The 23,027-nt window shown below is 27.2% G+C and carries 19 protein-coding genes; 12 read left to right on the forward strand and 7 right to left on the reverse strand.

Annotated elements, in window-relative coordinates; all coding sequences use genetic code 11:
* Positions 1-7: 7 nt before the first annotated feature.
* The 10 genes from ftsY to BN2087_RS06440 all read left to right on the forward strand — a co-directional run bounded on the left by ftsY (position 8) and on the right by BN2087_RS06440 (position 12,864).
* Positions 8-1,120, forward strand: coding sequence for a signal recognition particle-docking protein FtsY (ftsY, locus tag BN2087_RS06395; protein WP_049690996.1), 1,113 nt, complete (start codon positions 8-10; stop codon positions 1,118-1,120).
* A 134-nt stretch (positions 1,121-1,254) separates the two neighbouring features.
* Positions 1,255-2,040: a 30S ribosomal protein S2 gene (gene rpsB / locus BN2087_RS06400; RefSeq protein ID WP_049690997.1), complete on the forward strand. Its 786-nt coding sequence runs from the start codon at positions 1,255-1,257 to the stop codon at positions 2,038-2,040.
* 13 nt (positions 2,041-2,053) lie between these two features.
* Positions 2,054-2,722 carry a translation elongation factor Ts gene (gene tsf / locus BN2087_RS06405; RefSeq protein WP_049690998.1) on the forward strand — a complete coding sequence of 223 codons (669 nt, stop codon included), beginning with the start codon at positions 2,054-2,056 and terminating at the stop codon, positions 2,720-2,722.
* A gap of 149 nt (positions 2,723-2,871) precedes the next feature.
* A complete protein-coding gene (gene cysK / locus BN2087_RS06410) occupies positions 2,872-3,783 on the forward strand; it encodes a cysteine synthase A (protein ID WP_049690999.1) in 912 nt (303 codons plus the stop codon).
* A gap of 1 nt (position 3,784) precedes the next feature.
* Positions 3,785-4,312, forward strand: coding sequence for a serine O-acetyltransferase EpsC (epsC, locus tag BN2087_RS06415; protein WP_049691000.1), 528 nt, complete (start codon positions 3,785-3,787; stop codon positions 4,310-4,312).
* Positions 4,313-4,378: 66 nt separating this feature from the next.
* Positions 4,379-6,112, forward strand: a complete 1,734-nt coding sequence (locus BN2087_RS06420; protein WP_049691001.1) for an ABC transporter ATP-binding protein — start codon at positions 4,379-4,381, stop codon at positions 6,110-6,112.
* Positions 6,105-7,847, forward strand: a complete 1,743-nt coding sequence (locus BN2087_RS06425; protein WP_049691002.1) for an ABC transporter ATP-binding protein — start codon at positions 6,105-6,107, stop codon at positions 7,845-7,847. The genes BN2087_RS06420 and BN2087_RS06425 overlap by 8 nt, the downstream gene beginning before the upstream one ends.
* An 84-nt stretch (positions 7,848-7,931) precedes the next feature.
* Positions 7,932-9,470 carry a ribonuclease Y gene (rny, locus tag BN2087_RS06430; RefSeq protein ID WP_049691003.1) on the forward strand — a complete coding sequence of 513 codons (1,539 nt, stop codon included), beginning with the start codon at positions 7,932-7,934 and terminating at the stop codon, positions 9,468-9,470.
* Between the two features lie 128 nt (positions 9,471-9,598).
* Positions 9,599-11,425, forward strand: coding sequence for a glycoside hydrolase family 73 protein (locus tag BN2087_RS06435; protein ID WP_049691004.1), 1,827 nt, complete (start codon positions 9,599-9,601; stop codon positions 11,423-11,425).
* Positions 11,426-11,868: 443 nt separating this feature from the next.
* On the forward strand, positions 11,869-12,864 hold the full coding sequence (locus tag BN2087_RS06440) for a tyrosine recombinase XerC (RefSeq protein WP_049691005.1): 996 nt from the start codon (positions 11,869-11,871) through the stop codon (positions 12,862-12,864).
* Between the two features lie 68 nt (positions 12,865-12,932).
* Here BN2087_RS06440 and BN2087_RS06445 read toward each other — a convergent pair whose 3' ends face one another.
* From BN2087_RS06445 to dut, 6 genes are all read right to left on the reverse strand, one after another.
* Complete coding sequence (locus tag BN2087_RS06445; RefSeq protein WP_049691006.1) at positions 12,933-14,219, reverse strand: methionine gamma-lyase family protein; 1,287 nt, start codon at positions 14,217-14,219, stop codon at positions 12,933-12,935.
* Positions 14,206-15,162 carry a tRNA (adenosine(37)-N6)-dimethylallyltransferase MiaA gene (miaA, locus tag BN2087_RS06450; RefSeq protein ID WP_049691007.1) on the reverse strand — a complete coding sequence of 319 codons (957 nt, stop codon included), beginning with the start codon at positions 15,160-15,162 and terminating at the stop codon, positions 14,206-14,208. Before miaA ends, BN2087_RS06445 begins: the two co-directional genes overlap by 14 nt.
* Entirely contained in the window at positions 15,152-16,969 is a 1,818-nt protein-coding gene (mutL, locus tag BN2087_RS06455; protein ID WP_049691008.1) for a DNA mismatch repair endonuclease MutL, read from the reverse strand. Before mutL ends, miaA begins: the two co-directional genes overlap by 11 nt.
* A complete protein-coding gene (gene mutS, locus BN2087_RS06460) occupies positions 16,966-19,575 on the reverse strand; it encodes a DNA mismatch repair protein MutS (protein ID WP_049691009.1) in 2,610 nt (869 codons plus the stop codon). The genes mutL and mutS overlap by 4 nt, the downstream gene beginning before the upstream one ends.
* Positions 19,576-19,719: 144 nt before the next feature.
* On the reverse strand, positions 19,720-20,262 hold the full coding sequence (locus BN2087_RS06465) for a hypothetical protein (RefSeq protein WP_049691010.1): 543 nt from the start codon (positions 20,260-20,262) through the stop codon (positions 19,720-19,722).
* On the reverse strand, positions 20,262-20,696 hold the full coding sequence (dut, locus tag BN2087_RS06470) for a dUTP diphosphatase (RefSeq protein WP_049691011.1): 435 nt from the start codon (positions 20,694-20,696) through the stop codon (positions 20,262-20,264). The genes BN2087_RS06465 and dut overlap by 1 nt, the downstream gene beginning before the upstream one ends.
* A 117-nt stretch (positions 20,697-20,813) precedes the next feature.
* Between dut and pepT the strand changes: the two genes are divergently transcribed.
* Entirely contained in the window at positions 20,814-22,031 is a 1,218-nt protein-coding gene (gene pepT / locus BN2087_RS06475) for a peptidase T (protein WP_049691012.1), read from the forward strand.
* Between the two features lie 71 nt (positions 22,032-22,102).
* Positions 22,103-22,339, forward strand: a complete 237-nt coding sequence (locus BN2087_RS06480) for a hypothetical protein (protein ID WP_049691013.1) — start codon at positions 22,103-22,105, stop codon at positions 22,337-22,339.
* A gap of 48 nt (positions 22,340-22,387) precedes the next feature.
* On the opposite strand, the gene BN2087_RS06485 is transcribed toward BN2087_RS06480, so the two are convergent.
* Entirely contained in the window at positions 22,388-23,008 is a 621-nt protein-coding gene (locus BN2087_RS06485; RefSeq protein WP_049691014.1) for a class I SAM-dependent DNA methyltransferase, read from the reverse strand.
* Between the last annotated feature and the right edge of the window lie 19 nt (positions 23,009-23,027).

A 23,027-nucleotide genomic window follows, 5' to 3' on the forward strand; every position in this document is an offset into this window, starting at 1 on the left:
AGTTAAAATGTTTGATTTTTTTAAGAAAAAAAACAAAGATGAAGAAATTGATAGTGAAAAATTAGAAAAAGATTCTCCTGAAAATGAGGAAACTTCTGATCAATTAGAAGAAAACAATGAGAATGATGTGGAAGTAAATTTTTTAGAAAACGAAAAAATATCTAGTAATAATTTTGAAGAAAAAAAAGACGAAGATGAGGACTTAGGCTTTTTTGCAAAACTATCTAAGGGTTTGTCAAAAACTAGAGAGCAATTTTCATCAAATCTTAAAAATTTATTTACTGCAAATGTAAAAATTGATGATGATTTGTATGATGAATTAGAAGAAATATTAATTTCAGCTGATATAGGTATGCAATCTACAATTGAAATTGTTGATCAATTAAAAGATGAAATAAAAGAAAGATCAATTAAAAATTCAGAAGAAATTTTTCCTTTATTAAAAGAAATAATGGAAGAAAAATTAGATGAAAAAAATTTAGAAAATAAACTAAATGTTTCAAATGATAAGCTAAGTGTTATTTTGGTTATTGGAGTAAATGGTGTAGGTAAAACCACAACTATTGGAAAGCTTGCTTATAATCTTAAAAAAGAAGGTCACAAGGTTACTTTGGCAGCAGCTGATACTTTTAGAGCAGCAGCAATTGATCAACTTGACTTGTGGGCAAAACAATCTAATACACAAATGATTGCTCATAAAGAAGGATCAGATCCATCAGCTGTAATTTTTGATGCTATACAAGCAGCAAAAGCAAATAGTTCAGATGTATTAATTTGTGATACAGCTGGAAGACTTCATAACAAAAAAAATCTTATGAATGAGCTAGAAAAAATTAATAGAACAATCTCAACTCATGCTAATAATGCAAATAGAGAAAATTTACTAGTATTAGATGCAACAACAGGACAAAACGCTATAAGCCAACTTAGAGAATTTAAAAATGTTTGTGATATAAGTGGATTAATTTTAACAAAACTTGATGGAACTGCAAAAGGTGGCGTAATTTTCCCTCTTCAAGTTGAACTTGAAGTACCAGTTAAGTATATTGGAGTAGGAGAAGGAATAAATAACTTAGAAAAATTTGATTCAAAATCATTTGTGGAAGCAATGTTTGAATAAACTTGTAATATATTAAAATTTATGGTATATTACATAAGTACTATACACATCTTTGGATAGGTTTGCGTTGCTAATTTAAATTAGTTTAGAATCTAGGCGATAAAGATGGAAGAAATTAAACGGAGGTAAGATATATGTCAATAGTATCAATGAAAAAATTATTAGAAGCTGGTGTACATTTTGGTCACCAAACAAGAAGATGGAATCCTAAAATGAGTAAATTCATCTTCACAGAAAGAAATGGAATCTATATAATTGATTTAGCAAAAACTGCAGGTCAAATTGAAAAAGCTTACGAAGCAATAAGAGATATTGCTAGCGAAGGCGGAAGTGTTTTATTTGTAGGTACAAAAAAACAAGCTCAAGATTCAATAGAACAAGAAGCTAAAAGATGTGGTCAATATTATGTATCTAACAGATGGTTAGGTGGAATGTTGACAAACTTCAACACAATTAGAAATTCTGTAAACAAACTTAAAAAATATGAAACAATGGAAGAAGATGGAACATTTGATCTTCTACCTAAAAAAGAAGTTTTACAATTAAATAAAGAAATGGATAAATTAGAAAAAAATCTTGGTGGTATCAAAGATATGGAAGAGCTACCAGATGTATTATTTGTAGTTGATCCATCAAATGAAGAAATTGCAGTTCACGAAGCAAAAATTTTAGGAATTCCAGTTATATCAATTGTTGATACAAACTGTGATCCTGATGTTGTAGATATAGCAATTCCTGGAAATGATGATGCTATAAGAGCTGTAAAACTTATAACTTCACTAATGGCAGATGCTGTTATAGAAGGAAACCAAGGTAGCGAATTTGCTGTAAGCGAGGAAGACTTCGAAGAAACTGAAGCTGATGAAGAAGAATCTGAACAATTAGCTGAAGAAGATGAAGAAGAATCAATTGAGGAATAATTAGGAGGACATTATGGCAGTAAGTGCAAAATTAGTAAAAGAATTAAGAGAAAAAACTGGCGCTGGAATGATGGATTGTAAAAAAGCTTTGACTGAAACTGATGGTAATATAGATGAAGCTATAAAACTATTAAAGGAAAAAGGACAAGCAACTCTAGATAAAAAAGCTGATAGAATAGCTGCTGAAGGAGTTATTGGTTCATACATTCATAATGATAAAATTGGTGTTATTGTTGAAATCAATACAGAAACAGATTTCTCAGCAAATACTGATTCAGTAAAAGAATTTGCTAGAAACATCGCTATGCATATAGCTGCTTTAAATCCACTTTACATCTCAGAAGAAGATGCTGATGAAAAAGATGTAGCAGAACAAAAAGAAATATTAATCAAACAAGCTATGAACGAAGCAAATGAAAATATGCCTGAAGACAAAAAAGAAATGATAGCTCACAAAAAAGTTGAAGGCAGACTTAAAAAATATTTCAAAGATGTATGCTTATTAGATCAACAATATATTAAAAATCCTGATCAAACAATTGAACAATATCTAAGAGATACTGCTAATAGTGTAGGTGAAAACATTAAAATTAGAAGATTTGCTAGATTTGAAGTTGGTGAAGGTTTAGAGAAAAAAGAAGAAGATTTCGCTAAAGAAGTTCAAAGCCAAATGAATATTTAATAATTAAATTAAAAAGAAAGCCTCTTGGCTTTCTTTTTTTTACAAAGAATTCATATCTTTTTACTATGAATTAATTGAAAGAATTATTTTTTCTAATATAATGTTTATTACAACCGATAAAATAAGATTAAATTTTAAAAGGAGTTAGAATGACAATCAATAAAAACGCAAAAGAATTAATAGGTAATACACCTCTTCTAAAATTAAATTCTCTTAAAAAAGAGGGAAGAGCTGATATATATGTTAAAGTTGAAAAAAATAATATTGCTGGATCAATTAAGGATAGAATAGCTTTATATATGATTGAAGAAGCTGAAAAATCTGGAAAATTAAAAAAAGGTGATACAATAGTTGAACCAACTAGTGGAAATACTGGTGTAGCTTTAGCTGCTCTTGCAGCTGCAAAAGGATACAAATGTATTTTAACAATGCCAAGTTCTATGAGTATAGAAAGATCAAAACTTGCTGAAGCATACGGTGCAGAAGTTATAAGAACTACAGAAAATGCATTACAAGGGGCTGTAGATAAAGCTGTTGAGCTTTCTAAAAAAGATGGATACTTTATGCCAGATCAATTTTCAAATCCTGCAAACATCAAAGCTCATTACGAAACAACTGGAGTTGAAATTTTAAACGAAATATCTCCAGATGCTTTCATTGCTGGAGTTGGTACAGGTGGAACTGTAACAGGTGTTGGTAAGAGATTAAAAGAAAATAATGAAAATGTAAAAGTTTATGCAATTGAACCTGCTGAAAGTCCATTACTTTCTGGTGGAAAAGCTTCGGGTCATAAAATCCAAGGAATTGGTGGAAATTTTATTCCAAAAAACTTAGATTTTGATATTGTTGATGGAATTGTCGATGTAAAAGGTGATGATGCTATTAAAATTTCTAGACAACTCGCAAAAAATGAAGCCTTAGCTGTAGGAATTTCATCAGGAGCTAATGTAGCAGGTGCTATTGAAATAGCTGATAAAATTGGTGAAGGAAAAGTAGTTGTTACTGTTTTACCAGATACTGGTGAAAGATATTTATCAACAGAATTGTACAATTTAGATTAATATGACTTTTGAAGAATATAAAGATGAATTAGTTAAGGCGGCCTTAGCCAAAGATCCTGCCTTAACTAAGGCTGAAGATGCAATTAGATTTTCTCCAGGTATAAGAGCCTTGTTAGCGCATTACAAGGCTCATAAATTATATCTTGAAGGTGAGTTTTCTAAGGCGAACGAAATAAGCCTAGAAGCTAGAAAAGAAACAGGAATAGAAATTCACCCTGGAGCAAAAATAGGAAGAAGATGTTACATAGATCACGGAATGGGTGTTGTAATTGGTGAAACAGCTGAGATAGGTGATGATGTATTAATGTACCATGGAGTTACCCTAGGTGGTTTAATCAATGAAAGAGTTAAAAGACACCCAAGTGTTGGAAATAATGTGTTGATTGGAGCTGGAGCAATTTTATTGGGAAATATTACAATTGGAAATGACTGTAAAATTGGAGCAAATTCTGTAGTTTTAGAAAATGTACCAGACGATTGTACTGCAGTAGGTGCTCCGGCAAAGATAATTAAACATAAGCATAATTAAAAAAGAGCTGTTAATTCTGAATTTAAAATTATTTAAATTAACAGCTCTTTAATTTTAGAGGTAAATATGTATAAGAAGTTCAAGTGGTTTATTAAATACTATAAAAAATCATATATAATTGGAATTATATTTTTATTATTAAGTGATATAGTTTCTTTATTTTTGCCATATATAATAGGTAAATTAATAGATTTAATCTACACCAATTCAATTAATCTAGAAAATTTTATTAAAATAATTTCATTTACTATTTTTGTTATTTTGTTAAAATATTTGCTTGCCATGGGCCGGTCTTATAATGTTTTTAAGGCAAGTGGAACTATTGAATACTTAACTAGAAATAAATTAATGAAGAAATTTTTAGGCCAATCTCAAGAATTTTTTGAAAATAATTCTACAGGATCTCTTATGGGAAAATCTACTAACGATATTTCACAAATTTCAATAATGGCAGGTTATGGAACATTATCTTTAATTGATGCTACAATCCTTCCTTTAAGTATTGTTTTAGTAATGATTTTTGCCATAGATTTTAAATTGACTCTACTTTCAATTTTACCCCTGCCTTTAATAGCCTTTATATATTTTAGAATAGGGGATAAAATTTATGATAAATCTAAGAAGGTAAACCAATCTTTTGATAAATTAAATGATAGTGTTCTTGAAGATGCTGAAGGGATTAGACTTATTAGAGTATTTAATATTGTGGGAAATAGAAGAAAAATATTTTACAATAATGCTGATAAACTAGCTGAGAATAATATTATTCTTGCTAAATATCAGGCTTTTCTTGCTCCTGTTGAAAGAATAATTACATCCCTTACATTTATCATTGCAATAGGTTTTGGATCTTATCTAATGAGCATTGGAAAAATTTCTATTGGTCAAATAGTTTCCTTTACTTATTATTTGAACATGTTAGTTTGGCCTATGTATGCCTTGGGAGATTTTATTAATGTGAAACAACAAGCAAGTGCTGCTATGGATAGAATAAGTGAAACACTTGATTATAAAGAAGAGATTAAAAACTCAGAGAAAAATAAAAAAGTAGAATTTCCTTTGGATATTGAATTTGACAATCACAGTTTTAAATATCCAAGCTCAAAGGAAAATATATTAAATGATATAAGCTTGAAAATCAAAAATTCTTCTTCTTTGGGAATATTAGGAAAAACTTCGTCAGGAAAAACTACACTTATTAAACAAATACTAGACTTATACAAGGTTGATAAATCGACTATATATTTTAATGAAGACATTTCTTCAGATACTTCTTTTAAAAGTTTGAAAGAAAATATTGGTTATGTACCTCAACAACATATGATATTTTCAGATACTTTGAGAAATAATATTTTATTTGCAAAAGAAGATGCAAGCGATGAAGAATTAAATCTAGCAATTGATATAGCAGATTTTAAAAAAGATATTGATGAGTTTCCTAAGGGTCTTGATACAATAACAGGAGAAAAGGGAGTTTCTTTGTCTGGTGGGCAAAAACAAAGGCTATCAATTGCAAGGGCAGTTTTAAAAAATCCTGAAATTTTAATTTTGGATGATGCTATGAGTGCTGTAGATGCTAATACAGAAAAAAATATACTTACTAAGCTTAAAGAATACAGGAAAAATAAGACTACAATAATTATAGCTCACAGAATTAGCCAAGTTCAAAATTGCGACAATATAATTGTGTTGGAAAATGGAAAAATTGTTGAAATGGGAAATCATTATGAGCTTATGAAAAATGGAAAGTGGTATAAAAGTCAATATGAAAATCAAATTTTAGGTGATAAAAATGATTAAGACGAAAAATAAAGAAAATTATAGAAAATTAAAAATATATACTCTTAGTGAAAAGAAATTTTTATTAATTGGTTTTATTTTTTCATTTTTAAGAACTATACTAGAAATAATTGGACCTATGATAATAGGATATATTATAAATAATGTCTTAAAATCTGATATGGATAGGGAAAATTTTAAAAAAATTGCCTTATTATTAGTCTTATATTTTATAGTTTTCGTCTTATCTGGAATTTTACTAAATAGGTCCAGAGTTTATTTTCAAATTTCAGCCAATAAAATTGCTGCAAAAGTGCAAAAGGATGTTTACGACAAGGTATCAACTTTTCCAATATCATATTTTGACACCCTTCCTTCAGGAAAAATTGCATCAAGAATAACAAATGATACAAATAAATTAAAAATTATGTTTCAGCTCTTATTTTCTGATATTATAAATGCAGTTATATTAATAGTTGGACTTTATATCACACTTTTGTTTACAGATACTATAGCAGCCCTTATGCTTTTAACACTAATTCCCCTTGTATTTATTATATTTAGAAGCTATCTAAATAAAACATATGCTTATACAAAAGATATAAAGATTCATACAGCTGATATTAATGCCAAAATAAATGAATATATTCAAAATATGGAAGTTATTCAAGTTTTTAATAGGGAAAATTTTATTTTTAAAAAGTTTGAGAATGTAAATAAAAAAATTTACGATTTAAATATTAAATTATCTAAATTAAGATCTTATTCAGGCTATAGGGCAATGGATATAATTCAATTTTTGGCAATAATAATTGTCTTAATTTATTTCGGTCTTGGTTCAATTACAAAAATTTATCTTGTAAGCATTGGATCTTTGTATATGGCCATTGATTATACAACCAAGATTTTTAATAATATGAATACAATAATAATGAGATTTGGTGATGTTGAAGATGCTCTTAGTTCAGCAAATCATATATTTGAATTATTAGAAATGAAATCTATGGATAAATTGGAAGATAGAAAAATAGATCTTAACAAAGATATATATTTTAAAGATATATATTTTTCATATGACGATAATGATGATGTTATAAAAGGTCTTAGCTTTAAAGTAGAAAATGGATCATCAATTGCCTTTGTTGGTCAAACAGGTTCTGGAAAATCAACACTTATAAATTTACTTTTAAATTTTTATTCTCCAAGAGATGGAAAAATTTTAATTGGGAATACAGATATAAATAAAATCAATAGAGATAATTTGAGAAAAGATATGGCTGTAGTTTTACAAGATGCATTTTTGTTTAAAGCAAGCATAAAGGAAAATATTTGTCTAGGAGAAGAATTTTCAGATAAAAAAGTTATAGATTCCTTAAAAAAAGTGGGAGGACAAAAACTCATTGATAGGGGAATAGATAGTGAAATTTTAGAAAATGGATCGAATTTAAGTCAAGGTGAGAAACAATTAATTTCATTTGCCAGAGCCTATATCAGAGATCCAAAAATTCTAATTTTAGATGAAGCAACTTCAAATATTGATACAGAAACTGAAAATATTATCCAAGAAGGGATTAATGAATTAAAAAAAGATAGGACAACTTTTATTGTTGCTCACAGACTATCTACCATTAAAAATGTTGATAAAATAATTGTTTTATCTCATGGGAAAATTCTAGAAAGTGGAAATCACAACTACTTAATGGGAATAAATGGCGAATATAAGAAAATGTATCTAAAACAAATGAAGGAGAAATAAATTAAGAAAAAGTTTTTCGTATAAATATAGATTTATGATATAATTATTTATAGGATGAAAATCCTAATTACAGGAGGTGATAAAATGAATTTTAATCAAATTATTCTATCTGTCGCCTTCATAATATTAGCTTTTTTTATAGGCTATCTTTGTAGAAAAAAAATAGGTGAATCAAAAATTTCTTCTGCAGAAGATTATTCTGCAAGAATTATTGAGGAAGCAAACAGGGATGCTGAATCCCTAAAAAAAGACGCATTGATAAGTGCAAAAGATGAGATTTCTAAACGCAAAATGGAAAGCGAGCAAGAAATTAGCAAAAAAAATAATGAACTTGCTACAAAAGAAGGTCATCTTTTAAAAAAAGAAGAGAGTCTAGACAAAAGATCCTTATTATTAGATAAGAAATCTGATGAAATCTCTAGTGACCAAAAAAAGTTAAAACAAAAAGAAGACAGAATTGAGAAACTTATCGAAGAACAAGAGTTGAAGTTACAAGATATTGCAGGTCTTACAACAAATGAGGCTAAAGATATTTTACTTCAAAGCTTAAAGAATGATGTTGTTCATGAGCAAGCTAAAATCATTAAAGAGTTTGAAGAAAAAACTAAAAATGAAAGTAAAAAATTAGCTTCAGAAATTATAGCAACAACAATTCAAAGATATGCGGCTGATGAAGTAGCTGAAAGTACAGTTACAGTTGTATCATTACCAAATGATGAAATGAAAGGTCGCATAATTGGTAGAGAAGGTAGAAATATCAGAGCTTTTGAGCAATTATCAGGAACAGATATGATAATTGATGATACACCAGAAGCTGTAGTGATTTCTGCATTTGAACCAATAAGAAGAGAAATTGCAAAAGTAGCATTGGAAAGATTAATCCTTGACGGAAGAATAAATCCTTCAAGAATTGAAGAAATGCTAATGAAAGCAGAAGATGAAGTTGAACAAAGAATAATTGAAGACGGACAAAGGGCAATCGAAGAAGTAGGCATACACAATCTTCACCCACAACTTGTAAGACTTGTAGGAAAGCTTAAATTTAGAACATCTTACGGACAAAATGTTTTAAAACATTCTATAGAAGTTGCAAAAATCGCTGGAATGCTAGCACAAGAATTGGGTCTTGATGATAAGGATGCCAAAAGAGGAGGTCTATTACATGATGTGGGCAAAGCCATAGATCATGAAGTAGAAGGAACTCATATTTCTATCGGAGTCGAAGCTGCAAAAAAATATGGTGAAAATAAAAATGTAATAAACTGCATAGAATCTCACCATGGGGATGTAGAAGCTAATTGTATAGCTTCAATTTTAGTACAAGCATCAGATGCCATATCAGCAGCAAGACCAGGAGCAAGAAGAGAAAGCCTAGAAAATTATATTAAAAGACTAGAAAATCTAGAAGAAATTGCGAATTCATTTGATGGAATTGAAAAAACATTTGCTGTACAAGCTGGAAGAGAATTAAGGGTTATGATAAAACCAGAAAAAATATCAGACGATCAAATGGTTGTGATTGCTAGAGAAATCGCAAAAAAAATTGAAAATGAACTAGAATATCCTGGTCAAATAAAAGTTAATGTAATAAGAGAATCAAAGGCAATTGAATATGCTAAATAATTTAGAGAGGTTTAGACCTCTCTTTTTTTGAAAATAAATATTACAAAAAAGTCATATTTATATATTTAAATTGACAATTATTACAAAAGATTATATCATTATAGTAATAAGAGTATAAGGAGTTGTAAATGAGACAAAATAGTAACATAAATCTAACAAAAATAACAAGTGGTGCTTTAGTTTTGCTTCTTGCAAGTGGTGGATTATTTTCTAATTCTTTAGCTAAAGATAATAATTCAAATAATATTGAAAAGGTTATAGTTGAAAAAAATGATAAATTAGAGGACAAAAACCTAGACAAAACTAAAATATCTGAAGAAGAAAAGAAAAAATTGGATAAGAAGTCAGAAGAAATCTGCCAACTTGACCAAGTTAATAAAGAAAACACTCTTGAGAAGTCAACTATTCAAGATATGATTAATGATCTAGATAAGGATGCTGATAAAAAGATAGAAGAAAATGAAGCTGAGTATAACTTGCCTTTAGAAGCATCTGCTCCAGAAGAAAATAAAGATTCCATTCAAGAAAAAAATGAAAGCTTAAGTTTAGAAAAAGAAAACGATATAGATGAAAATATTAGCCTAAATAATACTAATAACTCTATAAATAATAATTTAGAAAATGAAAATACAAAAAATCAAGAAGTAAGTTCAGAAAACTTGGATGATAATAATGAGCCTGCTACTAAATTAATAGAAGACGAATCAAATGAAAAACCAGCCTTATTAGAAGATGATAAGTCTGTTGAAGATGATAATGCTTTGGAAATATCAGAAGTTAGCGAAAAAGAAAATGTTCAAAGTTCTCAACAAGACAAAAAAATTTCTGTGTCTACTTATCAAAGCAATGTTCAAAAACCTAAATATATTAATGATTATAGTAATAATAAAGAATTTCTTGAAATGTTAGCAAGTCACTCAAGTCTTGCAAAAGAATATAATATTTTCCCGGAAGTCATGATGGGTCAAGCTATTCTTGAATCAGGCTGGGGACAATCTGCGCTCGCAAAATACAATAAAAATTTATTTGGTGTGAAAGTTCCTTACTCTGAACGTGGAAAAGGAAAAGGTGTAGTATATAAAACTAATGAAGAAATAAACGGAAAAACAATTAGAATAAGTGATGAATTTAGAAAGTTTGATACTTATGAACAAAGCATTAGACAATATTTAAATTTATTAACAGGTAATTATTATAGTAGGTTCGGTGTAAATACTGCAAAAAATTATAAAGAACAAATTCAAAGAATAAAAGCCGCAGGCTATGCTACTGATAGTAGATATGTTAATTCAGTTCTTAATGTAATTTCTAGTTCAAACTTATCTGAAGTTGCTAATAGATATTTAGGTACAATAGTAGAAAAACCAAAAACTATATTAGTTAAGAATAATAACTTAAGCTCAAATTTAAAAGCTTCTAAAAAAGCTAATAATGTAAGTAAGACTGTTAAAAGATCTAATCCTATAATAGCTAAAAAAGAAGTTAATAATGTTTATTCTGTTTCTGTAAAGAAGACACCTGTTCTTAAAAATACACTTTCAACAAAAATATACAAGGCAAAAAATCTTGAAAAAACAAAAGTAATTGAAAATGTAAATAAAGAAGTTGGAGATAAAATTGAAATATCAAACCCTATTTCAACTACTAAAGTAGGAAAATCTTTAAGTTCTAATAAATCTTTAAAAGATACAGTTTCAAAAAAAGAAAAAGCTACTAAGCCTATATTACAATCCAAGTCTGATGATTTAGTAGAAAAAAGTAAAATAAATAAAGATGAAAATAAAAATAAAAATTACAGAAAAAATCAACAAGTAACAGAAAATATAGTCAAAACTAATAATTCATATAATAATATTGAATCTAATAATGTACAAACAGGAGTTGGATCTTTAAGTTCAGTCCTATTAACTTTATCAGCTTCAAGTATAGGTTTATTTTCTAGTAAAAAAAGATAATAATTAATTTATCGGATAAGGGTAAAACTTTATCCGATTTTTTATTTTTTTGTTTTATAGATTAAATAAAAAGAGAAAAGTGATTTATTTAAAATCTCATTCGTATATTTTAAAAAATATATAAATTTTAGCTATAGAATAGTATTAGTAAAAATATAAAATCGCTTAAATCGCAAATTAGAGTTTCAAATTATTTATAATTACATTTCATATTTATATATCAATTAGTTGGATGAAGATTTTTGGATAAAAAAGATATTTAAATACAAAATATTTTATTATAAAAATTTAAGGTTTTATAAAAAATGAATCCAATATAATTCTAGTTGAGAAGGGGTATTCAAATTCAAATTATTGCACAAAATAATAATTTTGTGCAATAATTGATGTTTTTCTTTTTTTATGCTAAAATAAAGCTAGCTTAAGAAAATTAGGAGAATTTTATGAAAAAAATCCAAACCCCTTTGATATTAAAAGACTATTTATCTTATCTTAAATCTATTAGAGGTCTTTCTAAAAAAACTATTAGCGAATATAATTATGATCTTATTAACTTTATTTCTTTTCAAATTTTAAGGAAATTTTATTTTGATGACTTAGATAGGTTTAATCAAGATTTAGAAAAATCAATTATAGATTCTAATAAAATATTTACTAAATCCTTTATAAATGATATTAATATTCAAGATATGTACGCCTATATTTCATATCTTGATAATGAACTTAATGATAACACTTCTACTAGGTCTAGAAAATTATCTGCTTTAAGATCTTTTTATAAGTATTTACACCAAGAAATTGAAATGATTGATAATAATATCAGCGAAAAACTAAGAAATCCTAAAATTCAGAAACGTCAACCGGTTTATTTAACTTTAAGTGAAACCGAGCATCTACTTTCTACTATAGCTAATGAAAAAAATGAATTTTTGAGAAATCGTGACATGGCTATTGTATTCACTTTTCTTACAACTGGAATGCGCCTTTCTGAGCTTGTTAGTGTAAATTTATCCGATATTAAAGATGATCATTTTTCTATTATTGGAAAAGGCAATAAAGAAAGAACTATATATTTGACGAAAAATTGTCTTGATTTAATTGATAATTATATAATGATAAGAAAAAATTATTTGAAAGATAAAAAAACTGACGCTCTATTTATATCTACAAGGAAAAATAGGATTTCTAATAGGGCTGTTCAATCTACAGTAGAAAAATATTTAAAAAAAGCAGGTTTTGATACTAGCATCTACTCTACCCACAAATTAAGACATACTGCAGCAACATTGATGTACAAATACGGAAATGTTGATATAAGAGCCTTAAAAGATGTATTAGGACATGAAAGTGTTTCAACTACTCAAATTTACACCCATCTTGATAATGAAGATTTAAAAAATGCTGTAAATAAAAACCCTTTATCAAATTTAAAAATCTAATCTAACTTGCCATAGTCAGATTAGATTTTTATTTTATTATATTTAATTAAGAAAAATAATCTTTAAAATTAAACTATTGAATTAATATCAAGAAAATTATTATCTATAAATTTTTCCAAAACTTTCATTAAGGCAAGCTTACCGTGGTATTTATTTAAGCCTCCTTGCAAATAAACTGTGTAAGGTTCTCTTAAGGGTCCATCACATGATAATTCAGATGTTGCTCCTTCTACAAAGCCACCTGATGACATTATAACTGGATCTTCATATCCTGGCATTTCATCTGCAACAGGAGTTAAATTTGCATCAACACTGCAAGATTCTTGAACTGCCTTACAAAATAATTTTAATTTTTCACTAGAATGCAATTTTATAGCTTGAACAATATCGCTTCTTGGATCATTTATTTTTGGTATTATTTCATAATTTAAATCTTCAAAAACTTTTGCAAATAAAAGAGCAACTTTTATAGATTCTATAGTAGTTTTACTTGAAAAATATAAGCCTTGTAAAACACTTCTTGTAGTTCCAAAACTTAAGCCTTCATCTTTACCGATTCCTGGAGCTGTAAGAGTATTCGAGCAGTATTCAACTAAATCTTTTTTTCCGGAAATATATCCGCCTGTTATAGCTATTCCCCCACCAAGATTTTTAATAAGAGATCCTGCCATAATATCTGCCCCTATTTCGATAGGTTCTTTTGTCTCTGTAAATTCTCCATAACAATTGTCGACAAAAATAATTGCATTTTCATTTATTTTTCTAATTTCATTAATTGCTTTTTCAATCTCTTCAATGCTAAAGGCCCTTCTATTTGTATATCCGGTAGATCTTTGAATCATAACAAGTTTTGTTTTATCATCTAATACATCTTTTATTTTGTTATATTGGATTTCTTGCTCATTTTTTAAATCTAATTTTTCGTATTTTATTCCTTTGGATATAAGATTTCCTTTTTTATTTCCTTCAATTCCTATAACTTGTTGTAAGGTATCGTATGGATCTCCATTAATAGATAAAATTTTATCTCCGTAATTTAAAAGAGAAAATAAAACCAAAGAAATTGCATGGGTTCCTGAAACTATATTTGGCCTAACTAAAGAATCTTCTGCTCTAAAAATTGTAGAAAAAATATCTTCAACTACATCTCTTCCTATATCGGCATATCCATAACCTGTTGCTGAGTTAAAATGTATACTCGAAAGATTGTTATCGCTAAAGGCTTTTAAAACTTTTATTTGATTGTATTCGCTGATTTTATCAAGCTCTTTAAATCTATTTTCTAAATCTTGGTCTATTCTTTCTACATAATTTTCTATATTTTTATCAATTCCATATAATTTATTGTAAATCATAAGTCTCCTTTATTATTTTATCCATTTTAGATAAAATTTCTTCATTTGATTTTTCATCCCTATAAAGTAAATGTGAAAAATCATAATCTAGGTATTTTTTCATCCAAGTTATTTGCCTTTTGGCATAACGTCTGGTATTTTTTTTGATTTCAGAAACAAGAGTATCAAATGAAATTTCATTTTCTATATAAGGAAAAAACTCTTTATAACCAATCGCTTGGAGGGATTTTGATTTTGAATCTAATTTATATTTATTAAGTAGATTTTTAAATTCATCTTCTAAATCCATTTCAAACATTTGTTCAACTCTTTGATTTATTTTATCGTAAAGTTTTGACCTATCTTTATAGTTTATAAAAAATAAAATTGGATTTATATTTTCATTTAGTTTTTTAAAACCTCTTCTTAAATCACTTGGTTTTTCTCCAGTTAATTCAAAAGTTTCAATAGCTCTTATTATTCTTTGAACTTCATTTTGATGATATTTTTTTGCCTCTATTGGATCAATTTCAATAAGTTTTTGATAAATATATTCATTTCCTTTTATATTAGCTAAATCAGTAAGTTCTTTTCTTAGATTTTCATCTTTTTTACTTGTTCCATAATTCAAGTCAAATAAAATAGAATCTATATAAAATCCAGTTCCACCTGCAATTATAGGAAGTTTTTCTCTAGAATTTATTTCATCTATTAATGTTCTTGCCATATTTTTAAATTCTTGTACGGAATAATCCTCGTTTGGATATTTGATATCAAGTCCATAATGACAAATTCCATCCATTTCAAATTCAGTAATTTTATTAGTCCCAATATCCATATCTTTATAAATTTGTTGGCTATCAGCAGAAATAATTTCTCCATTAAATTTTTTGGCAAGTTTAATGGCAAAATCACTTTTTCCCGATGCGGTAGGACCTGTAATAATTATAACTTTATTTGTCAAAATATTTCTCCAATTCATTTTCTTCGATCATTATGATGGTATTTTTACCATCATAAGTTTTAAAGGGATTATGGCAAGAATTTAATTTTTCAATACTTGCAAGAGCTTCTGACTTATTTATAGTATCACCTTTTCTAAAGATATTTTTATTTATAAGTTTTCCTATTTTTTCTTTAAAATATTCTTCATCTTCTAAATCAATATCAAGTAGGTCGTAGAAAAAATCATTATTTTCTGGATTTTCAAATACAAGAGGAACTGACCTAATTATAAGCTTATCAAAGGAGAATTCTTCTATATCAAAGCCAAATTTTATAAATAAATCTTTTTTTTGCATGTATTTGTTGTATTCTTCGAGGCTAACCTTAACTATTTTTTGCTCTAATAATTGTTGAGAAGATATAGTATCACTTTTGAAATTTTTCATATATTGATCAAATTTTATCCTTTGATCAGCTCTCCTATGATCAAGTATTAAGATTTTTTCATTATAAGTAAATAAGGAGTACCTATTAAAAATCGAGCAAGTATATGATAAATTAGAAATATCAATCTTATTAGTCTTAGTTTTTTCAATACTTGTAGAATTTTTTGGGACTTTATCTTCTATAAAATTAAGTTCATGTCCACTAAAAAAGTCATGTTCTTTATTTTGAATTTCCTTATTTACAGTATCTTTATTTTCAATTTCGTAAGATATATCATAAGAATTTTTTTCTTCATTAATCTTATTATAGGTATTTAAAATCTCACTATAATCATCATAAAAATTTAACTCTTTTTTATTAATATCATTTACTTTAAGCTCTTTTATACTAGAATTTTCATATAACTTTTCGCTTATATTTTCTTTTAACAAATCAATTAATTCATTTTCATAGGTAAATTTGATTTCTTTTTTATTTGGATGGATATTTACATCAATATTACTTGCATTTGTTTCAATAAAAATAAAAAATCCTGGAAATCTTTGACTTGGTATTAAGGCTTTGTATTCACTTTCAATAGCCCTACTTATATTTTCATTTTCAATAAGCCTATTATTTACGAAAATATACTCCATAGACCTATTTCCCCTATAATAATTAAATTTTGAAATATAGCCTTTTACCTTATATAAAGAATTTTCAATATTTATTTCAATAAGATTATCCTTTAAATTTTCATCTAATAACTTATAAATTTTATTTTCTAAGTCTTCATCTATTAAGGTTTGAAAAACAAGTCTATTATCTTTTATAAATTTAAAAGATACCTTATCATAACCTAGAGCTAGAGCTAGGATTATTTTTGAAATTTTATTTGACTCATTTATATCTGATCCTAAAAATTTTCGCCTTACAGGAAGATTTAAAAATAAATCATAAACTTCTATACTAGTTCCTATATTTGTAGCTATAGAATTAAAAGATATCATATTTCCATTTTGAAAAATTATTTCTTTACCAATTTCTTGATCTTTTGTTTTAGAAATCGCCTTTACATTGGCACAAGCAAGAATTGATGAGAGGGCTTCGCCCCTAAACCCTAGGGTAAACAAATCATATAGGTCTGAAAAATCTTTTATCTTTGATGTGGCATGTCTTTTAAAAGCTTTTTTAAAATCATCTTCTTCTATTCCAATCCCATCATCAGTTACTCTAATATAAGATTTTCCACCATTTTTAATTTCTACAATTATATTTTTTGCTCCTGCATCTATTGAATTTTCAACCAATTCTTTTACTATAGAAACAGGAGATTCAATGACTTCTCCTGCTGCAATTTTTTCTATAGTACTTTTGTCTAGTTCTATGATTTTCATCATATCTCCTTAATTTTATCTAATAATTTATTTAAAATATTTATAGCCTCTAATGGCGTTAATTCATTTATATTAATAGAATCGCTAAAGTTTTTGATTTTTTCAATTTCAATATCTTTTATATCATCAATTGAAGATTTAACAATTTTGTGGCTATCTTTGAATATTTCATCACTTTGATCAAGCTTATTCATAAATATTTTTGCATTTTCAATTATTTCTTCAGGTAAGCCCGACATTCTTGCAACTTCAATTCCATAGGACCTATCCGTTTGGCCTCTTGAAATTTTTCTCAAAAAAACCAAATTATCATTTTCTTCAAGTATATCGATTTTTAAATTGATAACATTATCAAGCTTATTTTCAAGTATTGTAAGCTCATGAAAATGAGTTGCAAAAACAGTTTTTGCTCTTTTCTTTTTACTTAAATAATCAACCAGGCTCATTGCAATAGATAAACCATCATCAGAGCTTGTCCCCCTACCTACTTCATCTAAAATTATAAATGATTTGTCTGTAGAATTTTTTAAAATATTGCTAACTTCATTCATCTCTAGCATAAAAGTTGATTCACCTTTTGATATATTGTCACTTGCTCCAATTCTAGTAAAAACTTTATCACAAATTGAAATGCTAGCCTCTGTACAGGGAACAAAAGATCCCATTTGAGCAAGAATTATTATAAGGGCCATCTGCCTCATATAAGTGGATTTACCTGCCATATTTGGCCCTGTAATTATTTGAATTAAATTATCATCTTCTCCAATATCTGTATCATTTGAAATAAATTCATTTTCCTTAAGTTTTTTCTCAATTACAGGATGTCTTCCATCTTTTATTTTTATGATATTATCTTTTGTAATTTTAGGTTTTGTGTAATTATTTTCTCTTGCAAGCTTTGATAGGGAATTTATGGAATCTATAATGGCAATTAATTTTGACAAGTATTGGAGAGTTTTTACTTGACTTAAAATAAAATCTCTTATTTCCCCAAATATTTCATACTCAAGGCTATTGATCTTATCGCTTGAACCTAAAATTAGATTTGAAAGCTCTTCTAGCCTTTCAGTTGTGTATCTTTCTTGATTTTTTAAGGTTTGTTTTCGAATATAGTTTTCTGGAACCAAATGTAGGTTTGATTTTGTAATTTCAATGGAATATCCATTATTTTTGTTGTAATTTATTTTTAATTTATTTATGCCAGTTTTTTCTTTTTCTTCATTTTCATATAAAAGCAAATCATTTTCTGCAGATAAAGAAGATTTTTTTAACTTATCTAAGTCATCATTAAATCCTTCTTTTATAATTCCACCTTCAGTAATAAGAACTGGTGGATCATTTACAATCGCTTTATCGAGAATGTCGTAAATATTTGAAACATCAGGAATATTTTTTGAAAAAGATACTATATCTTTATTATCAAGACCTTGCAAAAATCTTTTAAATTCCGGGATATTTCTAAGAGAAGTTTTCAATGATATAAAATCTCTGGCATTTGCCCTTTGATAAGAAATTTTTCCAATTATTCTTTCAAGATCAAAGATATCATCCAGAAAATATGAAACTTTACTTGATAGGTCAGGATTTAAAAAGAAAAATTCAACCAAATCCAGGCGCTTATCAATTTTCTCTTTTTCTATTAGAGGTCTTTCAAGCCATTCATTTAAAAGTCTTGAGCCCATAACTGTATCAGCCTTGTCTATCAACTTAAATAAAGAATTTTCCTTGCCTTTTTTGTCGATATTTGTGTGAAGCTCCAAATTTCTTCTGGTATTGGCATCTAATTGCAAATATGAAGATATATCAAGAATTTCTATATCATTTAAATGGGCAAGTTTTTCTTTGTGATAGCTATAAATATAATCAAGTAAATTAGATATAGCAATCAAAGAAATTCTTAAATTTTCTACCTTCTTAAAGTTTTTCATCCCCAAATTTGTATAGACATTTTGGGATAAGTTTTCATAGTCTTTACTATCTTCAATTTTATTAATTAATATATTCTTGTTTAAATTTAGGTAATTTAAAACTTTTTTATTTGAAAAGTTTGAATTTATAATAATTTCTGATGGAGAAATTTTTTCTATTTCATCAATAAGTTTATTAGCACTTATACTTGGATTATTTTTTATTTCAAAAGCCATCAATTTTCCAGTAGAAATATCTGAAAAACAAGCACCAAGACCAAATTTATTTTCAAATATAGAAAGAAGAAAGTTATTTTCTTTTTTATCAAGAGATTCCAAATCAACAATAGTTCCAGGACTTATAACTCTAGTAATTGCTCTTTTTACTAGTCCTTTAGCTTTTTTGGGATCTTCAACTTGATCACACAAGGCAACTTTAAAACCATTTTGAACTAATTTATTTATATAGGTATCTATAACATGGTGAGGAACTCCACACATAGGAGCTCTTTTATCGTGACCACATTCTTTACCAGTAAGAGCAAGCTGGAGATTTTTACTTATAGTTATAGCATCATCAAAAAATGCTTCATAAAAATCCCCCACCCTATATAGAAGAAGGGAATCTTTAAAATCATTTTTAACATCAACATAGTGTCTTAACATTGGTGTTAATTTATCATATTTAAAATCTGAATTCATTAAATCACATCCTTTGATTATTATATCATACGTAAAAATTCAATAGAAATAAGATTAGTGCAAAAAAATTATTGCTCCAATAAAAATTAATCTTAAATTTAAAGATAATTTAATATGAAACAATAAATTAAAATCTTAAAAGCATTATTTAATATTTATTTCTTGAATATTTTTTATCCACTTACTAGAATCTTTTTCTTGTTTATCTATTATTATAAAAGACCCCAAATCTTTTCTGTAATCCATATTAGCTTTATTATCAATCTTATAAACCAGTAAAACCCTATTAACTTCCAAGGCAGTTTCCATGCTCATATTAGTTTTGTGTCCAAATTCATCAGAAAACTCAATAGTATTATTTAAATTTGGGTTGATGTTTTCTTTTGTCAAGATTTTTTCAATAGAAACACCAGCCACTTTAAATTCTTCACCCTTGTTTGTTACTATTTTCATTTCACTTTGACCCATTTTTCTTATATCTTTTAAGGTCAAAGCATCAATCTCGCTATCTTTATTCTTAATAGTAATAATTTCCGTATCATATTCCAAAAGAGACCTATTTGAAATGTAAGATACAAGTTTAGAAAATAAAAATAAAGAAATTATAAGTACAATTATTAAAATGATAAAATTATATTTATTTTTCTTAAAAAGTCTTGAAAAATTTGTATTTTTTTTATTTCTCATTATTTTCCGGTTGAACCGATTCCACCCTCTCCTCTTTCACTAATGCATAGATCATCTACTTTTTTAATTTGGACTTTTTCATAAGCTTGAATAACCATTTGTGCTAGCCTTTCATTTTTTTTGATTATTTGGTCTTTATTTCCAAAATTATAGAAAAATAATTTTATTTCTCCCCTATAATCGCTATCAATAATTCCTGTAGAATTAGCAAGCATCAAATTTCTTTTTACGCCTGTTGAAGATCTTGGATAAATTGCAGCAAAATATCCCTCAGGAATCTCAACTTTTAAATCTGTTTCTATTTTTCCAACCTCACCTGGTCTAATAATAATATCTTTTTCATTTGCAGAATATATATCCATACCGGCAGAATATTCTGTTTTATATTCTGGTAATATACTGTTAGTTTTTATTTTTAAAATTTTATTTGCCATAACATCTCCTATTTAATTATCGCTTCTATTTTATCATATAATTGTTTGAATTTAAATTGAAATCCTTTCTATATTTAAAATTTTTTAAGTAGTATAATTGTTTTGTAGGAGGATAAAATGGAAAATATTACAAAAAGATTTTTAAAATATATTGCAGTTGATACAAGAAGTGATGAGACCAAAAAAAATATAATTAAACCAACAAGTGAAGGTCAAATTGAATTAGGAAAAATTTTAAAAAATGAATTAAATAATTTAGGCCTAGATGCTTATATTAATAATGAAGGATTTGTTTTTTCTTCTTTAAAAGCAAATACAGATAAAAAACTTCCAAAAGTTGGCTTTATTGCACATATGGATACTTCACCAGAAATGCCTGGAGGAATAAAAAATCCTCAAATTATAAAATATGAAGGTGGAGATATTAAACTAAAGGAAAATATTTATATAAAAGAAAAAGATTTTCCATTTTTAAAAGATTTAAAAGGAAAAATTCTAATTACTACAAATGGCGAAATGCTTTTGGGTGCAGATGATAAGGCAGGTATTGCTGCTATAATGGATGCTGTTGAGTATTTAATAAAAAATCCAGAAATTGAACATGGTGATATTAAAATAGCCTTTACACCAGATGAGGAAATTGGAACTGGATGTGATAGTTTTGATGTAGATTTTTTTGATGCAGATTTTGCCTACACCCTAGATGGAGGTAAACTTGGAGAATTGGAATATGAATCCTTTAATGCAGCTGAAGCGATAATTTCTATAAAAGGGAAATCTGTTCATCCTGGAACAGCAAAAAACACCATGATTAACTCTATAACAGTAGCAAAAGAATTAGACGACCTATTAGGTCAAAATAAAAGACCAGAGCACACAGAAGGATATGAGGGTTTCTATCATATGATCTCAATTTCAGGAAGTATTGAAGATACAAATTTAGTTTATATAATAAGAGATTTTGATAGAAAAAATTTTGAAAATATGAAAAACTTCCTAAATGATTGTGTTTACTTTTTAAATAAAAAATATGGAAATATAATTTCAATTGATATGTCTGATACTTATTACAATATGGGAGATATCTTAAAAGATCACATGGACATAGTTAATTATGCTAAAAAAGCTATGGAGAATTTGGATATAAAAGTTATAAAACAACCCATTAGAGGCGGAACAGATGGTTCAAAATTATCTTTTATGGGTCTACCTTGCCCAAACTTATTTACAGGTGGCTATAATTTCCATGGTATATATGAACTAATTCCAATAGAAGATATGAAAAAGTCATCTGAGCTTATTGTAGAAATAATAAAGGAAATAAGTAGAAAATAAATTGGTTAAATTATAAACGAATGGGTATACTATAATTGAGATTCTAATTTTAAAATTAAAAGGAGAAAAAAATGACTGACGAAAACAAAGTAAGCAATGAAAATCAATACAGAGGAGACGCTGAACTAGATAAAAAAACAAGAGAAGCAAACAAATCTGAAGGAAGCGAATCTTTAGATAAAAAAACAAATGCTGATCAAGAAAATCTAAGAAGTATAAGCGATGAAGCCGATGAAAACTCAAACGTTGGAGTAGAAGCAAGAAGAACAAGATCAGATTTTTCAGAAAATCCTTCAAAAGATAAATAAATAAGTTAGAGGCTGTAAGTTACGGCCTCTTTTTAGTTTTTATAAAAATCATTTCTCTTTAATTGTAATTAATCCTGAGCATTCAGATATTTTTTTAAAATGCAAATTAGGAAAATAAGATGTTAACTCATCAATAACAAAATAAATTTCATCTTTATCCCACTCATTTCTAAATTCATTCATACACTTATTATGTAGAGCACGATTTTCAAAAGCTATATCCCCAATGTATATGCATCCACCATCATATAATTGTTTTAGTAAATTATTCAAAAATATGATTTTATTATTATCACTTAGATGATGAAGTGAGTATGTAGCAATTATTGCATCATATTTATAATTTAGCAATGGATTTACCAGTCCATTAGAAATATCACCATGAAAAAGCTTGGCATTGGGCATTTTAGCTTGTGAAATTTCTATCATTTTTTCAGAAAAATCTTGACCATATATTGTACACTCTTGATCATATAATTTTGAAATTAAAGTTCCTGTACCAAATCCAATATCTAGGATATTTTTATAAGATTTATTTAATATACTATTATATATTTCATTGAGTATTTTTTTATATCCTGCAAAAGGATATGAGCTTTCATCATCAGATAGTTCGACACTTTTATCGTATTCATCAGCCCATAAATCAAAGCCTTTACTGTTTAACAAATTATCCTCCATATTAATT

This window comes from Anaerococcus jeddahensis, from assembly GCF_001182725.1.
GTDB classification, from domain to species: domain Bacteria; phylum Bacillota; class Clostridia; order Tissierellales; family Peptoniphilaceae; genus Anaerococcus; species Anaerococcus jeddahensis.

What these genes read in the sequence shown, in the direction of transcription:
- epsC (WP_049691000.1), top strand. Translation starts at nt 3,785, where the DNA reads ATGACTTTTGAAGAATATAAAGATGAATTAGTTAAGGCGGCCTTAGCC.
- pepT (WP_049691012.1), top strand. Translation starts at nt 20,814, where the DNA reads ATGGAAAATATTACAAAAAGATTTTTAAAATATATTGCAGTTGATACA.
- BN2087_RS06465 (WP_049691010.1), bottom strand. Translation starts at nt 20,262, where the DNA reads ATGAGAAATAAAAAAAATACAAATTTTTCAAGACTTTTTAAGAAAAAT.
- dut (WP_049691011.1), bottom strand. Translation starts at nt 20,696, where the DNA reads ATGGCAAATAAAATTTTAAAAATAAAAACTAACAGTATATTACCAGAA.
- BN2087_RS06440 (WP_049691005.1), top strand. Translation starts at nt 11,869, where the DNA reads ATGAAAAAAATCCAAACCCCTTTGATATTAAAAGACTATTTATCTTAT.
- mutL (WP_049691008.1), bottom strand. Translation starts at nt 16,969, where the DNA reads ATGATGAAAATCATAGAACTAGACAAAAGTACTATAGAAAAAATTGCA.
- cysK (WP_049690999.1), top strand. Translation starts at nt 2,872, where the DNA reads ATGACAATCAATAAAAACGCAAAAGAATTAATAGGTAATACACCTCTT.
- BN2087_RS06480 (WP_049691013.1), top strand. Translation starts at nt 22,103, where the DNA reads ATGACTGACGAAAACAAAGTAAGCAATGAAAATCAATACAGAGGAGAC.
- BN2087_RS06435 (WP_049691004.1), top strand. Translation starts at nt 9,599, where the DNA reads ATGAGACAAAATAGTAACATAAATCTAACAAAAATAACAAGTGGTGCT.
- BN2087_RS06445 (WP_049691006.1), bottom strand. Translation starts at nt 14,219, where the DNA reads ATGATTTACAATAAATTATATGGAATTGATAAAAATATAGAAAATTAT.
- ftsY (WP_049690996.1), top strand. Translation starts at nt 8, where the DNA reads ATGTTTGATTTTTTTAAGAAAAAAAACAAAGATGAAGAAATTGATAGT.
- BN2087_RS06420 (WP_049691001.1), top strand. Translation starts at nt 4,379, where the DNA reads ATGTATAAGAAGTTCAAGTGGTTTATTAAATACTATAAAAAATCATAT.
- rny (WP_049691003.1), top strand. Translation starts at nt 7,932, where the DNA reads ATGAATTTTAATCAAATTATTCTATCTGTCGCCTTCATAATATTAGCT.
- tsf (WP_049690998.1), top strand. Translation starts at nt 2,054, where the DNA reads ATGGCAGTAAGTGCAAAATTAGTAAAAGAATTAAGAGAAAAAACTGGC.
- rpsB (WP_049690997.1), top strand. Translation starts at nt 1,255, where the DNA reads ATGTCAATAGTATCAATGAAAAAATTATTAGAAGCTGGTGTACATTTT.
- BN2087_RS06425 (WP_049691002.1), top strand. Translation starts at nt 6,105, where the DNA reads ATGATTAAGACGAAAAATAAAGAAAATTATAGAAAATTAAAAATATAT.
- mutS (WP_049691009.1), bottom strand. Translation starts at nt 19,575, where the DNA reads ATGAATTCAGATTTTAAATATGATAAATTAACACCAATGTTAAGACAC.